We start from the raw sequence: 17,520 nt of genomic DNA on the forward strand, positions 1-17,520 counted from the left end.
AACAGTTTTTCAACGGAATAGGTCAAAAGCGGACAGTTATGCCCTTCCTTTTTTTGGGTTCCTGGAGTGGAGTATTTTCGAGGATCCCAATTTTTTGTACCTTTGGCCTCTTGGGCCGGCTTATCGTTTCGGTCAGCTAAGTCGGGATTTTTTGAGGCCTAATTCCTCGAGAAGTATTATGCTATGAGGAGATAGGCCGCCGGGTGCGTTTAGGGTAAACTCAGTGAGAGTGGAAGGGTTCGCTTTGCATTGGGGTTCACTTTGGTTGGACCGGCGGCAATCGCTCTGATCGCAGGCTGAGCTGATAGTAAGTTTGCTCTCTGTGTAGGAAAGCAAGACTTTTGCGGCAGGCGATGAGGTTTCTGTGGTGTTAGTCATGGCTTGGCTTAGCTCGAAATAATCTGTCCATCGCAAGCAATAATCGTAAAAATATGCCCCATTTTGACCTGTGTCAGAATGGGGCGTTTCTTTTCTAAAATTACCCACTTTTGAAATGTCCTGAAACTGTGACAGAGAATCCTGCGATTTGTGACGGACGACACCACTTTTGAAATGTCCTGAAACTGTGTCGTCCTCCACAGTCCACCAGACTCCCAATTTCAGAAAAACAATGACTTAGCTAAACTCATTTTCACGAGTCCAGCATCGTCGTTCGGCGGATTTTGTCACAGCATGTAGGACAAGAATCTGTCTCGCGATCTATGACTTTATCTGGCTCCTGCAGATGTGAGACTTGACGTCTCTAAAGACATCAATTTTGCAAGGCAATTCGTGGCTTCTGAAACTGGAAAGCGGACGTTCCTGCAAATGTGAGAGTTGACCGCTTTTCGTCAGAAGCCGCCGCCCGCTATAGCAGACGACGGCTTCCTTTGGGGGTTCAGGACTGAAGCCAGCTAGTGGTTTCGTGGTCTTTTTGTGTATGTCTCCAACCCGAGCGGGGTTGCGATACGCTCCCAAGGTACCAGTTTGAAGTTCTGGTTCTCCGCGGGCGCAATGTTCCGGCCATCCTGTGCCACGAAGACGCCATATGGAAAATCAGGGCCAAGCGGCGTGCTGATGATATCGAGGCCGTCAGTTTCCGATGATCCGTCGATACCGGTATCGCTGTCGGCAATCACGCGGAAGGACCCGACATAGGCGTGCGGTGCCTGGCGGTCAAACAGCGCATAGCTGTTATTGCCCTGGCTTGACAGCACGATATAGCCCGATGTTCCCTCGCCATAATAGATGGACACCCCCTCAAGGTCGTCCTTCAGGGCCGGGTTTACTTGCGGGTCTGTTACCTTTTCCCGCGCATTGCCAGCGTCGGGCTCTGCGCCGTATTTCCACAGCGCTACATCTTCTTCCGCCACGAACAGCATGCCGGTGTCATCATCGGCGACGCAGCCTTCTGCCGTGCTGCCAACTGTAAATTCGCGCACAGGGGTGGCTTTCACACGGCCCGGTGCGCCCTCTGTCAAAACCCACTGGCGGACAAGGCCATCTTTTTCGTTGATGAAGACATAGGTCTGACCATCTTTCGGGCTTTGGTACAGGCACATGCCATAGGGGTCTGGCATGCCGGTGGGTTGAACGCCGTCAGCGATGTTTCTCAGCATGCCTTCAGTCTCATCCATCTCATAAATGGAAATGCTTTCATCCGTCCGGTTGCTGGCGGCAACAAGGGTGATGACACGATCGCCAATCTGGACGCCATAGCGGATATCTACGTTGTTTACTTTACCGTCGGGCAGATACTGACGGGTGCTGCCGTCCAGGTTATAGACATACAGCCCACCCTGCTTGTTGGTGCCGATGATCAGGCTTTTTTCCGGATCGGAAGGATGCACCCAGATGGCGGGATCATCCGCCGCATCACCACCGTCGGCTACGGGGCTGGTTTCCACACTGGCATTTACGAGGGCAAAAGCGGCAGTCGGGTCATTCCGGTCCGCTGAGACAAGGGTAGCGCTCAGGTCAAAGGCACTGGCGATATCGTTGAAACGTGCCACTTTGAAATTGGTGGCGTCATCGCCGTTGTCTTCGTCCGCCAGCACAAGAAGGCCGCCAGTACCACCGCTGGCGAAGAGAGCGCCTGCATTTTCAACACCGTCACTTGTGGACGATGCGGCGAAGACAGCGCTGCCGATAAATCGGTGGTCGTCATTGGTGTCGTACAGATTGATACGGCTTGTCTCCACGTCCGAGGCAAGAAGCAGGGTTTGGTCAGCATCTGTATGATGAAGGGCAAGCCCGCCAACTTCACCGTTGAAGTGGCCAAACTTTTTTACATCCACCAATTCCGGAATGGTGTCGGCTTCCACGTCGGCATCAAACCGCCAAACACCGACGGCCTCCTCGGTGACATACAGGGAATTACTGCGTTCGTCCGCCACACAGAATTTGGGTTCTGTCCCCACCTGCAGGGATCGGATCAGTCGGCTTTTCAGGGTCCCGTCCTTCCCGCTATACAGGTGCCACTGTTCAATCTGCCCACTGGATGCCAGCAGGAAGGCGTAGGATTGGCCGTCAAGCGGGCTTCTGAAGCTGCACATGCCTTCCAGAAGTTGGCTCGATGTGGCGACGCCTGATTGGGTCAGGTTTATGCGGCCATCTTGAACCCTATAGGCATCCAGCGAACTACTGGCGGTGTCGAGAGCGAGAAGATAACCTCGTCCCTTGTTGCCCGCGCCGGAGAGCCTGCTGATGGATTCGATTTCACCGCCACCAACTTTGGACAGTCGCTGTCCGTCGAGATTATAAAGCTCGATGCCGTCTTCCACGGCACCAACGAGATAGGTGGGTGTGCCCTCGGCTCCTGGCCAAAGTATGGCTGCCGCAGCACTGTCTGACGTGCTTGGTGTGGTCTCTAACGCAACTGTAACATTCTTCTGAGAAGGTGTGTTTGTTGCGGCTTCATCGGATGATGAGCTGGGCGAACAGGCGACAATGCCAGTTGCTAGAATTACCGCTAGGTACGACGTTTTCTTCATGATTTCCTCCCTTTTGGGCTTCGTCTTACCATCCAATATGCGAAGTTTTCTGCCGGTTTCAAGATAAAAAAGAAGAATATTTTCATTTCTATTGAAAAAAAGAATAAAAATTCTATAATGAGTTTCAACAGGCGGCTTCATTTGGGAAAGTATGGGGTCGTCCGGGAAGATCCGGCACCTCATACGTTGCGAGTTTTACCGAGGCTGTAGGGCAACTGCTGAAACCGGCGCTAAGCCGGGTGTGACACCAGGGGAGGTGAATTATGAGCAATACAGGACTAATACAGAAACTTCTGTGCGGATTCGTAGTGATGTCAATGGCGCCTCAGGCGTTCGCGCAGGAAGAGGCGGCAGAGCCGCCACAAGGCGATCTCAATCTCGAAGAGATTGTTGTCACCGGTAAGATTGTAACGCGGAACCGGACTGCATCTGTTGCACCGGAATTGACATATGACACGGAATTTTTCCAGAAGTTTGAGCCGGTTTCAGCCGGTGATATGCTTAAGCGTGTACCTGGCGTGGCTTTTACAAGCGATATTGGCGAATATGATGCGCCACAGATGCGGGGCATGGCGAACGGCTTCACGCAGGTCCTTATTAATGGTCGGCCAGTGCCGGGTGCGGGTAATGACCGCACAGTTCTGGTGGACCGCATTCCCGCAGAGATCATCGAGCGTATTGAAGTGATCAGAAGCCCGGGCGCCGATATTGACAGCCAGGGCGTGGGTGGCACCATCAATATCATCCTGAAGGAAGGTGCCACGTTGCCGGAAGGGGGCTCTATTCGCGCCAGCGGTCTTTATGTTGGTAAAGACAAGGAATTCCGGGGTGCCGGCGCTGTTTCCTATGCCGGCCGTAGTGATGACGAAGATATCTTCTATTCGATCACGGCGAACGTGCAGCAACGCTTCAATGCCAAGAAGTTTGTCGAGGAAAAGATCGTCGCTGGGGATTTCCCGAATTCTTTTGATGGCCGTGACCTGTTTTCGCCAGATGACAGGAATGCATCAGTTGCTGATGGCTATGCCACCCAGCTTGATAGCCGGGAAAACCTGGACATGTCGCTGAATGCCGATGTCACCTTCAAGGTGGGGGATACCGGGGAACTGCGGTTCGACGGTTTCTATATCCATACAGACCGTGATGAGCGCGAAGATGGGTCGGAATGGGAGCGCGACGACGGAGAGCTGGTGGGCGACAAGGTCACGTCGCAGGATACAGAGATCAAGCAGGAAAACTTTGGCTTCAGCGCCTTGTATGAAGGAGCGCTGTCAGATGCGACCCGCTTTGATGCCATGGTGCGCTATAGCCAGTTTGACAACCGGGAAGACCAGTATGACCGGGAGTTCGACTTCGATGACGGTTCTGAAAGCGTGGAAGACCGCGAACGCGAGATTATCGACAGTCTGGATAAGGAATTCGCGGCAGACTTCGGGTTGGAGCGCAATTTCGATATAATGACATTGAAATTCGGGGGCGCGACTAAGTTCAAGAAGCGCGACTTCGGGCTTACGCTAATGGAAGCTGATGACTTTGGCGTCCTTGAGCTGGACAGCGAAAGCGAGTTCGACGTCAAGGAAAACCGCTATGATGCCTATATGGTCAGCGAATGGGAGCTGGGTGAAGGCCTGGTTGTGGAAGCTGGTTTAAGGCTGGAACATACCAACACCAAAATCAGCGCGCCCGATGTTGGTGAAACCACCAACAAGACCACGCTGTTGAACCCCTCCATCCACGTCCAGAGGGATATCGGGGCAGACGGCCAGCTCCGCTTGAGCTTTGCGCGCACGGTTCGTCGGCCCACGTTTGATCAGCTTGTCCCTGTAGAATTGCAGGATGAGCCAGATGACGACGATATCACCGTGGGCAACCCGGACCTGGCCATGGAGAAATCCTGGGGTTTTGATATCGGGTATGAGCATACCCTTCCGGCGAATGGTATTTTGGGTGTGAACTTCTTTTACCGTAAGGTCTCTGACTTGACGCAGCTTGTACGTGTTGGGGACACCGAAGATGGTGGATTGTATACCTACGATAATGTGGGGAACGGGAACACCTACGGTATCGAGTTCGATGTCAGTACACCGCTTACCTTCATCGGGCTTGACGAGACCGGCTTCTTTGCCAACTACACGCGCATCTGGTCCAGCCGGTATGACGAATTTCTGCAAGAAGACGTGCGCTTCAACCACCAGCCTAAATATGTATACAACTTCGGTGTAACGCAGAACTTCCCGAGTATAGAAGCCACGACCGGCTTCAGTTATCAGAAGCAGGGCTTGGCCAGGAGCGTCTTTTTCGCGGAGATCGAGGACCAATATTATGGTGGCAACCTGGAAGTCTTTATCGAGAAACGCTTTGAAAGCGGCTTTGTCCTGCGCCTGACCGCAAACAACCTTCTGAATGCGGAAAGCAACCAGGCAGAGCGGAACTTTGACGGGCTTGATGATATGAGAGCCGGTGTTGTGGACGAATTCGAAGTCGAACGCGAACAATCCTCTCGTGTGTTCCTTTTGACAGCACGATTCAACTTCTGATTTCCCTTTCCTAAAGTGCTTTGGGGCACACACGGGAAATCTGGGGCCGGCTCTGCCGGCCCTTTTTTTTGCCAGGAACAAGAAAGGCCCGCCACTGATGGCGGGCCTGTTGAAGTTTGTAGTCCGAGGGTGCCTATAGCTGAACAGTGGTTCCCGTTTGCAGCGACTTCAGCGCGGCTTCAGCCAGCATAAGGGCTTTCAAGCCGTCTGCGCCGGTTGCCAGAGGTGTGGCACTGCCTTTCAGGATTTCCTGAAAGTGGCGGGCTTCATGCTTGTAGGCTTCGGCATACCGTTCGATGAAGAAATGCTGGATTTTATCGCCCTGCAGCCCCGCGCCCCTGTTGATGGAGAGGGTGCTGTCATGCTGGTTGCCAACCTGTGCCAGCCCAATGCTGCCATGCACTTCAATGCGCTGGTCGTAGCCATATACCGCGCGGCGGCTATTGGATATCTGGCATAGTTTGCCGGAAGCTGTGCGAAGCGTCACCAGGGCGCTGTCAACATCCCCGGCGGTGGCGATTTCAGGGTCGGTGAGGCAACTTGCCATCGCCGAGACCTCGACGGGGTCTTCGCCCAGTAGCCAACGCGCCATATCCAAATCATGGATCATCATGTCTTTGAACAGTCCGCCGCTTGTTTTGATGTAAGATACCGGCGGTGGGGAAGGGTCTCGGCTGGTGATATGCACCATTTCCACTGTACCCACAGCACCAGCATCGAGACTGGCTTTGAGCGCGGCAAAGTTTGGATCGAAACGCCGATTGAACCCCAGCAGAAGAGGGGTGCCTAATGAATCCGCGGTGCTCAGGCAATCGGTTGTACGTTGTAAGTCTAAATCTATAGGTTTTTCACAAAAGATCGCTTTGCCAGCATGGGCTGCTTTTTCAATAAGGTCGGCATGGGTGTTGGTGGCGCTAGCAATCACAACGCCGGTAACCTCTTGGTCCGCCAGTGCGATTTCAAGGTCGGTGGCTTGTGCGCCCGTGTCCGCAGCGAGTGCCGCAGCAGCCTCGGTGACTGGATCGACAATATATTTTAGGATACCGCTGCCGAGTGCTGCGAAGTTGGCGGCGTGGATCTGTCCAATACGTCCTGCACCGATCAGGCATATGCCTTCTGTCATTCTGGTTCCTCCCACAAAATTTACAAAACGGAATTAAAATTCTTGACGTGAGGTTAAAATAGAATAAATATTTCTTTTCGTAAATGATTATTCTATGAATAAGGCGTCTGGCATCCTAGCACAGTCGTGAAGTTAGAGGGGAGCGGATCATGTTGGAGCATATCACCGATCACAGGGGCGGCTTCCGGTTGGGGCATACGGTTATTACCGACCACCGGGACGCTGCAGAACGGACGGGAATCGGTGTAGCTGTCTGGCGCCTGAAGGCAGGTGAACGCATATCCGAGACATTTGATAATGAAGCGGCGTGGCTGTTGATGGATGGAGAGGTAACGATTTCTGTGGCGGGCAAGGCTTATGAATGGTCCCGCACCTCTTTGTTTGACGAGCACCCCTCCTGCCTGCACGGGCCAAAAGGTACCGTGCTGGAGGTGACTGCGAAAACAGATGCTGAGTTCACCATCTACCAGTGCGCCAATGAAGCCGATTTCCCCATTGAAAAGTATGAACCTGATGCAGGTGTGGATGAACCACGGGGCATGGGCCAGGTTGGCGGCACGTGCCTTCGGTTCGTGCGGACCATCTTTGACGACACCAATTCCTCGCCAAACGCACAGCTGGTGCTTGGGGAGGTGATTACCATGCCGGGGAAATGGTCTTCCTATCCGCCGCACAATCACCCGCAGCCGGAAATATATCATTACCGGTTCACTGATCCGCGTGGCTGGGGACACGGCGAACTGGATGACGATGTGCTCAAGATCAGGCCATATGACAGTGTCCGCATTATGGACATGAAAACCCATGCCCAAGTGGCCGCACCGGGATACGGCATGTATTATTCCTGGGTCATCCGTCATCTGCCGGCCAAGCGCTACGGCGTTCCTGAGTTTGCACAAGAACATGCCTGGACCATGGAAGAGGACGCAGATTTCTGGCAGCCCAAAGGGGTGACGCTATGACAGCTGAAAAGCAGCTTGATGTCATCTGTATGGGCCGCGCAGGGGTTGACCTCTATGGCGAGCAGATTGGCGGCCTTCTGGAGGATATGACCAGTTTTGCCAAATATGTCGGTGGCTGCCCTGCCAATATCGCCATTGGTACGGCGCGCATGGGCCTTAAAAGTGCCATCCTCAGCCGGGTCGGAAACGAGCATATGGGCCGCTTCATCCGGCAGACGATGGAACAGGAAGGTGTGGATGTCAGCCACCTTAAAACCGATGAGGACAGGCTGACCGCGCTTGTTATCCTGGGCATTCGGGACAAGGAAACCTTCCCGCTGGTTTTCTACCGCGAAAATTGCGCGGATATGGCGCTGTGCGTAGATGATTTCGATGCCGACTTCATCGGTTCGGCGAAGGCACTTGTCCTGACCGGGACGCACCTTTCGGAGCCGGGTGTTCGCACTGCGAGCTTCAAGGCGGCTGAATATGCCAAGACACAGGGTACGCGCATTGTACTGGATATCGACTATCGCCCTGTTCTGTGGGGGCTAACAAATCCCGGGCTTGGTGAAGAACGATTTGTCGCCGACGAACAGGTAAGCCAAACGTTGGCTGATATGCTGCCCTGGTGTGACCTGATCGTGGGCACGGAAGAAGAATTTCATATCGCCGGCGGATCAACGGATACGGTGACCGCATTGAAGAACGTGCGGGCCACGTCGGCGGCTACCTTGGTGTTGAAGCTTGGCCCGAATGGCTGCACCGTGTTCGGGGGTGATATCCCGGACACGCTGGATGGCCACCCCATCTATGCCGGTTTTCCTGTCGAGGTCTTCAATGTGCTGGGGGCGGGGGATGCCTTTATGTCAGGTTTGCTGCGTGGCTATGTCTCTGGCCTTGATTGGCAGGAAAGCTGCCGGTTGGCGAATGCATGTGGGGCGTTGGTTGTGTCGCGCCATGGCTGCGCCCCAGCGATTCCGAGCTACCAGGAAGTCTCGCATTATATCAAGCATGGCAGCCGGTATCACAGCTTGCGCCATGATGCGGGGCTGGAGCAACTTCACTGGTCAACCACTCGTTCGCGAGAGTTTGACGAAGTGCTCGCATTTGCATTCGATCACCGTAAGCAAATGGAAGATATCGCAGTAGATACCGGCAAGAGCAGCGCCGACATTGGGGCGTTCAAGCAACTTTGCCTGCAAGCCTTCCGCGAGACCAAGGTCGCTTATCAGGGCAGAGGTCTGGGCATTCTATGCGATGGCAGGCTGGGGCAGGATGCGCTTGATGATGCCAGCGGTAACGAAATCTGGATCGGCCGCCCGATCGAATTTCCGGCATCACGGCCCCTTGAGTTCGAAGGCGGACCAAGTGTGATGGAAACGCTGCGGGAATGGCCTGCGGAACACTGTGTGAAGTGCCTGACATTCTATCACCCCGATGATGACGCCCCTATGCGCGAGGAACAGGAGCGTCAATTGCTGCGTCTGGCTTCTGCGGCGCGTGCGACCCGCCATGAATTGTTGGTGGAGGTGATACCGCCAGCACACCTTGACCGGGCCGACGGAACGGTGGTCCGGGTGATGGAACGACTGTATGAAATCGGCATATATCCCGATTGGTGGAAACTGCCTACGCCGCTATCTGAAGCGGAATGGCAGATGTTGGCTGCAATGATTGAAAAGCATGATCCCAACTGCAGGGGGGTGGTTCTTCTGGGGCTTGACGCACCCGAAGCCGATGTGATGGCAGCAATCGAAAATGCCGCCCACCACAAAGTGTGCAAAGGCTTCGCTGTTGGCCGGACAATCTTTGGCGCTGCTGCTCGCTCCTGGTTTGCAGGCGATATGACAGATGAGGCTGCAGTGAAGGAAATGACGGACCGCTATGGCCGCCTGATCGAATGTTGGATCGGGGCTCGGGGCGGTGCCGAAAAGCAGAAGGCAAGCGCATGAAAACCATTCGCCTAACAATGGGGCAGGCGCTCGCGCGCTATTTGGCAGCTCAATTCACCGAGGTGGATGGGGAAAGGCTACCAATGTTTGCCGGGGTGTTTGCCATTTTTGGCCATGGCAATGTAGCCGGCTTTGGTGAGGCCCTGAACGGTGTTCAGGAAAGTCTGCCAACCTTTCGGGCCCATAATGAACAGGCCATGGCCCATACAGCCATAGCCTTTGCCAAAGCGAGCCGCCGCCGCCGCATGATGGCCTGCACCACATCCGTGGGCCCTGGCGCCACCAATATGGTGACGGCCGCCGCACTTGCCCATGTGAACCGCCTGCCAGTGTTGTTGTTGCCTGGTGATACCTTTGCGAACAGGCGCCCGGACCCGGTGCTGCAACAGGTGGAAAACCCGGAAAGCCCGCTTGATGTGGCCAATGATTGTTTTCGCCCTGTCAGCCGGTATTTCGACCGGATCACCCGGCCGGAGCAATTGATCACCAGCTTGCCGCAAGCGATGCGCGTGCTGATCTGCCCCGTGGACTGCGGCCCGGTAACCATATGCCTGCCGCAGGACGTGCAGGCCGAAGCCTATGATTTTCCAGAAAGCATGTTCGAAGCGCAAACGCACCGAATGCGCCGACAGGGTGCTGATAGCTTTGAGCTGGAGCGGGCCCTAGGGATACTGAATGCCGCAGAGAAGCCGCTGATTATCGTGGGCGGCGGTGTGCGCTATAGCGGTGCCGAAGGCGCGCTGGCAGACCTTGCGGAGCGTTGCGGCATCCCGGTTGCGGAAACACAGGCAGGGAAAGGCAGCCTGTCATGGACCCACGAATTGAATGTGGGGGGTATTGGCGTAACGGGCACAGCGGCCGCGAATGCCTTTGCGCGTGAAGCTGATGTGGTTTTGGCAGTGGGTACCCGGTTGGCGGATTTTACCACTGGATCCCGATCGCTGTTTGAGAATCCGGACTGTCAGATCATTGGATTGAATGTGGCGGCGTTCGATGCTGTTAAACACCGCAGTATACCGCTGGTGTCTGACGCAAGGCTGGCGCTAGAAGCCCTGGCCAAACGGTTGCCTGCCGCCGATGGACAGAGGGCCCTTGCGGCAACGCGCCGTGCCGAATGGAACAGTGTCACCGACAAAGTGACTTCTCCCGATACCCGCCCGTTGCCGTCAGATGCAGAGATTGTGGGCGCAATTCACCACGTGTCGGATGCGCGCGACGTTATTGTTGCCGCAGCGGGCGGGTTACCAGGAGAACTGCACAAACTTTGGCGCGTCAAGGCGCCCGCTACTTACCACCTGGAATATGGTTATAGCTGCATGGGCTATGAAATCGCCGGTGGCCTGGGTGTTAAGATGGCGACACCTGCCAGTGATGTTTTCGTGCTCGTAGGCGACGGGTCCTACATGATGATGAATTCAGAACTGTCTACGTCCATCATGATGGGGCAGAAGCTGATTGTTATCCTGGTCGATAATGGTGGATTTGGCTGTATCAACCGCCTTCAGGGTGGCACCACAGGGACTTCGTTCAATAACCTGTTTGACAGCGGCACTCGTACAGACGGGGAACGCCCGGTAGTTGATTTTGTCGCTCATGCCCGGTCCATGGGGGCGATTGCGGAAAAAGCAGATGGCATTGATGCCCTGAAGGCCGCGGTACGCCGCGCCAAGATTGCAGACCGGACAAGCGTGATTGTGATTGATGCCGACCCTTCCATTAGCACTGAAGACGGCGGGCACTGGTGGGATGTGCCGGTGGCTGAAGAGTCCGACATGGATGATGCTGCCGCGCGTCATGCGGCCTATATGGATATGAAAAGAAAGCAAAAAATTGATGGATAATAGCGTTCGCCTCGGCACCAATCCGATTGCCTGGTCCAATGATGATATGCGTGAACTTGGTGGTGCTACTTCGCTGGATACCTGTCTTGGTGAAGCGCGCACTGCTGGCTTTGAGGGTATTGAGCTCGGGCATAAATTCCCGCGCGACGCTGATGCTTTGCGGCCCGTCCTGGCACGCCACAATATGGCGCTAATTTCAGGTTGGTATTCTTCCGAACTCCTGACGCGGTCGGTAGGGGACGAGATCGCGAATCTTGAGCCCCATCTGTCACTGCTGGATGCCATGGGGTGTAAGGTTGTGGTATGGGCGGAGACATCAGGCTGTATTCATGGGAACAAGAATGCGTCGCTTTCCTCCCGACCGGTTCTGACAGACGATCAATGGCCGGAATTTGCCCGCAGGCTATCAGCTGTGGCAGCCCACGTGCGGTCACGGGGGCTGTGGCTTGTCTATCACCATCATATGGGCACTGTGGTTGAAACTGAAGCAGAGGTGGACAAGCTGATGGCGCTGACAAGCGACGATGTCGGCTTGCTCCTTGATACCGGCCATCTGACATTTGCTGGTGGCGATCCCCTGTCGGCAGCCAGGCGGCATGCAGCACGGATCAGACATGTACATTGCAAGGATATCCGCATGTCTGTGATGCAAAGGGCACTGGATGCAGACAGCAGCTTTCTGGATGCGGTCGTGGACGGTGTGTTTACCGTGCCGAGTGACGGAGATGTGGATTTTGTGCCGGTGCTAAAGGCGGTGGCCGACGCGGGTTATTGTGGGTGGCTGGTTGTGGAAGCCGAACAGGACCCTGAGAAAGCCAACCCGTTCGACTATGCCTGCATTGGCTTCAAAGCTTTGGCGCAGTATGCGCGGGAGGCGGGGCTGCTATAAGCCATACCCTTGGGGCGCCTTCAGAGGCGCCCGACGTCAATCCAGCGACGTTCTTGTGCAGACAGGACCCAGGTGTCGATCACCCTTTCGATCTCCCGTCCGGCATAAAGGTCTACAGGGACCCGGGCCCCTTCTGTGATAGCCTTCAAAAGGCGATCCACCTCAATGATCTTCAGATCGTTATACCCCAGGCCATGACCGGGGGCGGGACAGAAGGCTGCGAAGTCGGGGCAGCTTGTATCCACCAGAATGGTTTTGAATCCTGACCTACCGGGTGCGCCGCTGCCTTCGTACAGTCGAACTTCGTTCATGCGTTCCTGGTCAAATTCGAGGCTCGCCTTTGTACCGACAATCTCGAACGCTAGACCCTGCTTCTTGCCCAACGCCACGCGGCTGGTCTCCAGCGCCCCCATGGTGCCGGATGCAAACCGGACAATGGCCTGGGCCTGGTCCTCATTCTCGACGGCCCTGGGCGCGCCGGTCTCATCGGGGCGTTTGGGGACAACAATATCCGTGTCTCCGCACAGGGAGGCAATCGGTCCCACCAGGTGCATCGCCATGCTGATGATGTGGGACCCCATATCTCCAAGTGTCCCGGTGCCTGCGGATGCCTTCGAGCAACGCCAGTTAAAGGGTACATCAGGGTTGGCCATATAGTCTTCGTTGTGCCGTCCCCGGAAGTGAATAATCTCGCCCAATTCTCCGGCGTCAATCATGGCCTTGATGGTGCTGATGATCGGGTTGCACAGATAATTGTACCCGAGCATATGAACCAGAGGTTGCTCTGGATCGGTGCGGGCTTCCAGGGCGGCAATGATCTGATTGGCCTCTGCCGTGTCCAGTGCCAGTGGCTTTTCCACATACACATGCTTGCCTGCTTCAATAGCGGCGATGGTCATGTCCTTGTGAAGCGCGTTGGGCGTGGCTATGGCGATTACATCAATGGCATCGTCAGCCAACAGGCTGCGCCAGTCGCTCGTGCTGTTTTCAAATCCCAAGGCATTTGCAGCTTCTTCGGCCCGTGTTTCGTCAATCTCGGCCAACGTGCGGCAGGCTAATTTTGCCTTGCCCCCAAACACAGAGCCGTGTGCATTGTAGGCGATCGCATGTGTTTTGCCGATATAGCCACTGCCGATCAGCCCGATTCCGATATCCCGCATACTCTTCTCCCCGAAGTATGGTGGGTGGATGATTGTGGGCGCTTTCTGGAATATATATTCCGAGATGGAAATTTGCATTCCTTTTTTTCGAGTTATCGATATAATTCTTTCGCAAGCGATTGTGCGCGATATCAACTAGGGGAGGCCAGAGCGCGTTATGGGGAAGAACGAGGGGCGAGCAACCTATAGCCTGGATGAGTTTAACCTGGTGCTGGCGGGGCGTTTTGACAGCCTGAGCAAGCAACTGAAGAAGATTGCCCGGTTCATCCTGGATAACCCAATCGACACAGCGCTGGATACAGCGGCAGAGATTGCCACGCGCCTTGAGGTGCAGCCTTCCAGTCTGATCCGATTTGCGCAGGCACTGGACTTTGAGGGTTTCTCTGAAATCCAGAAGATATTTCGTGCGAATCTGGTTCAGCAGTTGCCAGGATATTCAGCCAACTATTCCGATCGTATTCGCGAACTGAAGGAGGGGGCCGCGGAAGGCAAATCCGATGCGCCGCCGATACTGGATGTTTTCCTGGAGGCCAACAGCGATGCGCTGACCAACTTGAAAACAGAGGTAACTGCAAAGCAGTTGGAAACAGCGATCAATACGATCAAAAGCGCGAACAATATCTATCTTTTGGGCCAGCGCCGATCATATCCGGTGGCCAGTTTCCTGTATTATATGATGCGCAACCTGGATTTGCGCGCTTTCCTGCTGGATGGTGTGGGCGGCAATCTGGCGGAACAGGTACGCCTGATCGGGGAAGGGGATGTGTTGTTGGTGGCAACATTTCCGAACTACGCGGATGAGGTAATCGGTGTGGCGCAGCAGGCGCGCGATAAGGGTGCCAAGATCATTGCCATGACCGATAAACTGGTCAGCCCAATCGTGAAGCTCAGCGATACCTATTTCCTGACAGACAAAGTAACCGTCAGCGGATTTCGTACCATCACCGGGACCATGTGCCTGGCGCAGGCACTGGCGATCGGGCTAGGAATGGACGGCAATCAGCTAACACGCGACTAGCGAGCGTTTTGACTTTCCCACGTTTTTCGGAAGGGAAATATTGACATCGCCCAAAAAAAGAATAAATATTCTGAAATTGATATGTAAAGAAATTAATATTCTTTGCCGAACACGAGTTCTCTGGGGAGGGGATAATGTTGGCTCTTGCAACCTTTATAGGCTTTACCGCCCTTGTGGCGGTAATCGCCTATTGGAAGACCAAAGATGACCATATGGACAGTTCGGACGCCTATTTCCTGGGTGGCCGCTCGCTGACGGCCTGGGTCATTGCGGGGTCGTTGATGCTGACAAACCTATCTACAGAGCATCTGGTTGGCCTGAACGCCGACGCTTTCAATCATACAATTGCAGTGATGGCATGGGAAACCACGGCAGCCTTGGCGATGGTGGTGACGGCACTGTATTTCCTGCCGCGCTATCTGAAAAGCGGGTTGACGACGATACCGGAATTTCTGGCAAACCGGTTCGACAGCCAGACCCGGATTATCGCATCACTCTTGTTCTTGTTCTCGTACGTGGTGGCGATCCTGCCGGTGGTTTTGCTGTTTGGCGCCACGGGGCTCGAAAGCCTGTTTGATGTATCCGAGACGTTCGGCATCAGCCAATCATCTGCGATATGGATGATGGTCTGGGGTGTTGGGTCGCTGGGGTCGCTTTATGCAATCTTTGGCGGGCTGAAAGCGGTTGCAATCTCAGACACGGTCAATGGCGTCGGCTTCCTGATCGCCGGCCTGCTGGTGCCCGTTCTTGCACTGTTGATGGTAGGGGATGGCGATCTATTGGGCGGGCTGTCCGAGGTGTATACCGAAGAGCGGCCCAAGTTCGATATCACCGGTGACGAACCGGGGTCTTTCCTGCCGTTTGGTGTTCTGTTTACCGGCATGATTGTGAACCAGATTTTCTTCTGGTGTACGAACCAGTCGATTGTCCAGCGGGCGCTTGGAGCCAAGAATTTGGCGGAGGGCCAGAAGGGCGTTCTGATTGCAGCCTGCTTCAAACTGTTGGGCCCCTTTATCATCGTGCTGCCGGGGGTCATTGCCTATCACATGTTCAAGGATGAGCTCGGGCCGGAAGATTATCTGATGGCTTATCCCATGTTGGTGAAAACGGTCTTGCCTGATGCCCTGGTCGGCTTTTTTGCGGCAGTAATGGTGGGGGCCGTACTCAGCACTTTCAACAGTGTGCTGAACAGCTCAGCCACGCTGTTCAGCCAGGGCATATATCGCCAGTTGATCAACCCTTCGGCGGATGGGCGGGCCGTGGTGCGCAGTGGCCGTTATTGCAGCATTATCCTGGCACTTGCGGCCATGGCTTTCGCTCCTCTGATCGACACCAGCGGGAGCCTCTATAATTACCTGCAGAAAATCAACGCCACCTTCTTCGGGCCAATGCTGGCAGTCATCATGCTGGGTATGACCACCCGGTATGTATCCGCTTTTGCGGCAAAAGCAGGCATGATTTTGGGGCCGGTAATTTTCTACCTGTTGGTGTTCGCTTTCGGCGATAACGTTCAGGTGTTCATGCAAGGCCTCCTGGGCACGACGGAAGAAATTCACTTCCTGCATTTCCTGGCGCTGGTATTCGTGCTGACGACAGCCTTGATGCTGGCACTTAGCAAGCTGGCACCTGCCACAACCCGCTATGAAGATGTCTATACCCATGCCGTGGATATCACGCCATGGCGGCATGCCCGCACCATGGGCATGACTATATCAATCGTAACAATCCTCTTTTATGTGCTTCTGGCGCAGTAGGAACAAGAAGGAGATAGTCTGATGGTTTCCCCGAAATTCATAATGGCCACTGCCGCTTCGGTTGCCCTGTTGGCAAGTGCTGCTTGCGCTCAGACCGGTACAGCGGAAGAAGAAACAATCTCGTTCCTGGCCTTTGGTGACAGCGGCTATCACCACGAATATCAGAAGAAGAAACTGTGGAAGAAGCCTTTCCGAACGTTGGAAGCGTTCGAAGCCGATTACCGGGCGGACTGGGCTGAAGACCAGAAAACGCCATCAGAGTTCCGCCTGCCATCCCTTTATTTTCATGAGCAGATGGGCGGCTATATCATGCGCAGCGGACAGCAGCCTGTGGCCGACGCCATGACGGCTTACTGCCAAGCCAACGCCTGTCAGTTCGGCATGATGCTGGGGGATAATATCTATCCTGATGGCGCTACATTGGGGGCAGACGGTGTGGATGACGGCAAACGGTTTGAAGATATCTTCACCATCCCCTATCGCGGGCTTGGCGCAGGCGATACCGATTTCCGCATTTATACAGCCCTTGGCAATCATGATTGGCACACCTCACGCGAAGGGGCGGTGGCGCAGGTGGCCTATATGGAAAAGTCCGATCAATTCTATATGGACGGTATCTTCTATAGCGTGAAGCCGCCTGCCGGGCGTGGCGACGTAGAAATTTTTGTCATCGATACCGAAGTCATGTTGTCAGGTGTCGGGTACCCTGAAGCGGTGTTGAATCCAGATGGCAGCGAAAAGAAAGGCACGGGGCCCGATGATATTGACCCTTGGGCCAAGCCAGCCAATGAGGCTGAGCGCAACATGGCAACGTGGCTTGAGCAAGGGCTCAGGAACTCGACAGCCAAATGGAAGTTTGTCATTGGGCATCACCCTCTTTGGGCAACTGGCGGGTCCAAGTTCGAGCAGGCCCGTGCGATGCGCAAAATGATCCTGCCGACACTGTGCAAATATGCGGACGCCTATTTCGCGGGGCATGAGCATTCGCTTGAGGTCCATACCGACACCTGTGAAACGACCCCTGAAGGCAGGACCGAGAAGCCGCTTCTGCATGTACTCTCAGGTGCGGCGTCCAAAGAGCGATCTACCCACACCAAGTTTGCTGCCTATCAGGCGAAAGCTTATCCTCAACAAACTGCACATTTTGTACGCGGCATGATCTGGGGCTTTGCCCATGTGGAACTGAAGGGGGATGAAGGCGTGGTACGCATGATCTCCACGCCAACTGACGGCTCGGCTGTTCCCCATGTGGAGTATGAACATAGGTTTGAGCACCGCTCTGAATAGTGGCTCACCAGCTTCGGCTTTGGGTCTATTCCGTTGAAAAACT

General features: G+C 54.8%; 11 protein-coding genes. 8 read left to right on the forward strand and 3 right to left on the reverse strand.

Annotation, left to right across the window (positions count from 1 at the left end; genetic code table 11):
- Positions 1-893: 893 nt before the first annotated feature.
- Positions 894-2,972, reverse strand: a complete 2,079-nt coding sequence (locus tag B3Z17_RS04855) for a phytase (RefSeq protein ID WP_286828793.1) — start codon at positions 2,970-2,972, stop codon at positions 894-896.
- Positions 2,973-3,235: 263 nt separating this feature from the next.
- Between B3Z17_RS04855 and B3Z17_RS04860 the strand changes: the two genes are divergently transcribed.
- A complete protein-coding gene (locus B3Z17_RS04860) occupies positions 3,236-5,509 on the forward strand; it encodes a TonB-dependent receptor plug domain-containing protein (protein ID WP_286828794.1) in 2,274 nt (757 codons plus the stop codon).
- 133 nt (positions 5,510-5,642) lie between these two features.
- On the opposite strand, the gene iolG is transcribed toward B3Z17_RS04860, so the two are convergent.
- Positions 5,643-6,632: an inositol 2-dehydrogenase gene (gene iolG, locus B3Z17_RS04865; RefSeq protein ID WP_286828795.1), complete on the reverse strand. Its 990-nt coding sequence runs from the start codon at positions 6,630-6,632 to the stop codon at positions 5,643-5,645.
- A gap of 149 nt (positions 6,633-6,781) precedes the next feature.
- Here iolG and B3Z17_RS04870 point away from each other — a divergent pair, with 149 nt between their 5' ends.
- Genes B3Z17_RS04870 through iolE form a run of 4 tightly spaced genes read left to right on the forward strand, consistent with a single transcriptional unit; the run spans position 6,782 to position 12,258 of the window.
- On the forward strand, positions 6,782-7,594 hold the full coding sequence (locus B3Z17_RS04870; RefSeq protein ID WP_286828796.1) for a 5-deoxy-glucuronate isomerase: 813 nt from the start codon (positions 6,782-6,784) through the stop codon (positions 7,592-7,594).
- Positions 7,591-9,528: a bifunctional 5-dehydro-2-deoxygluconokinase/5-dehydro-2-deoxyphosphogluconate aldolase gene (locus B3Z17_RS04875; RefSeq protein WP_068305228.1), complete on the forward strand. Its 1,938-nt coding sequence runs from the start codon at positions 7,591-7,593 to the stop codon at positions 9,526-9,528. Before B3Z17_RS04870 ends, B3Z17_RS04875 begins: the two co-directional genes overlap by 4 nt.
- On the forward strand, positions 9,525-11,369 hold the full coding sequence (gene iolD, locus B3Z17_RS04880) for a 3D-(3,5/4)-trihydroxycyclohexane-1,2-dione acylhydrolase (decyclizing) (protein WP_068305229.1): 1,845 nt from the start codon (positions 9,525-9,527) through the stop codon (positions 11,367-11,369). Before B3Z17_RS04875 ends, iolD begins: the two co-directional genes overlap by 4 nt.
- Positions 11,362-12,258, forward strand: coding sequence for a myo-inosose-2 dehydratase (iolE, locus tag B3Z17_RS04885; protein WP_286828797.1), 897 nt, complete (start codon positions 11,362-11,364; stop codon positions 12,256-12,258). The genes iolD and iolE overlap by 8 nt, the downstream gene beginning before the upstream one ends.
- A 20-nt stretch (positions 12,259-12,278) precedes the next feature.
- On the opposite strand, the gene B3Z17_RS04890 is transcribed toward iolE, so the two are convergent.
- On the reverse strand, positions 12,279-13,418 hold the full coding sequence (locus tag B3Z17_RS04890) for a Gfo/Idh/MocA family protein (RefSeq protein WP_068305232.1): 1,140 nt from the start codon (positions 13,416-13,418) through the stop codon (positions 12,279-12,281).
- Positions 13,419-13,575: 157 nt separating this feature from the next.
- On the opposite strand from B3Z17_RS04890, the gene B3Z17_RS04895 reads away from it, so the two are divergent.
- The 3 genes from B3Z17_RS04895 (at position 13,576) to B3Z17_RS04905 (ending at position 17,477) form a co-directional block, all read left to right on the forward strand.
- A complete protein-coding gene (locus B3Z17_RS04895) occupies positions 13,576-14,436 on the forward strand; it encodes a MurR/RpiR family transcriptional regulator (protein ID WP_068305234.1) in 861 nt (286 codons plus the stop codon).
- 134 nt (positions 14,437-14,570) lie between these two features.
- Positions 14,571-16,190, forward strand: a complete 1,620-nt coding sequence (locus B3Z17_RS04900; RefSeq protein ID WP_286828798.1) for a solute:sodium symporter family transporter — start codon at positions 14,571-14,573, stop codon at positions 16,188-16,190.
- Between the two features lie 21 nt (positions 16,191-16,211).
- Entirely contained in the window at positions 16,212-17,477 is a 1,266-nt protein-coding gene (locus tag B3Z17_RS04905; RefSeq protein WP_286828799.1) for a metallophosphoesterase, read from the forward strand.
- The last annotated feature ends 43 nt before the right edge of the window (positions 17,478-17,520 follow it).

The organism is Kordiimonas sp. UBA4487 (assembly GCF_002389025.1).
GTDB lineage: Bacteria > Pseudomonadota > Alphaproteobacteria > Sphingomonadales > Kordiimonadaceae > Kordiimonas > Kordiimonas lacus.

Bases quoted from the DNA above. Each gene is read 5' to 3' on its own strand.
- B3Z17_RS04870 (WP_286828796.1), top strand. From the start codon at position 6,782: ATGTTGGAGCATATCACCGATCACAGGGGCGGCTTCCGGTTGGGGCAT.
- B3Z17_RS04900 (WP_286828798.1), top strand. From the start codon at position 14,571: ATGTTGGCTCTTGCAACCTTTATAGGCTTTACCGCCCTTGTGGCGGTA.
- B3Z17_RS04895 (WP_068305234.1), top strand. From the start codon at position 13,576: ATGGGGAAGAACGAGGGGCGAGCAACCTATAGCCTGGATGAGTTTAAC.
- iolG (WP_286828795.1), bottom strand. From the start codon at position 6,632: ATGACAGAAGGCATATGCCTGATCGGTGCAGGACGTATTGGACAGATC.
- B3Z17_RS04860 (WP_286828794.1), top strand. From the start codon at position 3,236: ATGAGCAATACAGGACTAATACAGAAACTTCTGTGCGGATTCGTAGTG.
- B3Z17_RS04905 (WP_286828799.1), top strand. From the start codon at position 16,212: ATGGTTTCCCCGAAATTCATAATGGCCACTGCCGCTTCGGTTGCCCTG.
- B3Z17_RS04890 (WP_068305232.1), bottom strand. From the start codon at position 13,418: ATGCGGGATATCGGAATCGGGCTGATCGGCAGTGGCTATATCGGCAAA.
- iolD (WP_068305229.1), top strand. From the start codon at position 9,525: ATGAAAACCATTCGCCTAACAATGGGGCAGGCGCTCGCGCGCTATTTG.
- iolE (WP_286828797.1), top strand. From the start codon at position 11,362: ATGGATAATAGCGTTCGCCTCGGCACCAATCCGATTGCCTGGTCCAAT.
- B3Z17_RS04855 (WP_286828793.1), bottom strand. From the start codon at position 2,972: ATGAAGAAAACGTCGTACCTAGCGGTAATTCTAGCAACTGGCATTGTC.
- B3Z17_RS04875 (WP_068305228.1), top strand. From the start codon at position 7,591: ATGACAGCTGAAAAGCAGCTTGATGTCATCTGTATGGGCCGCGCAGGG.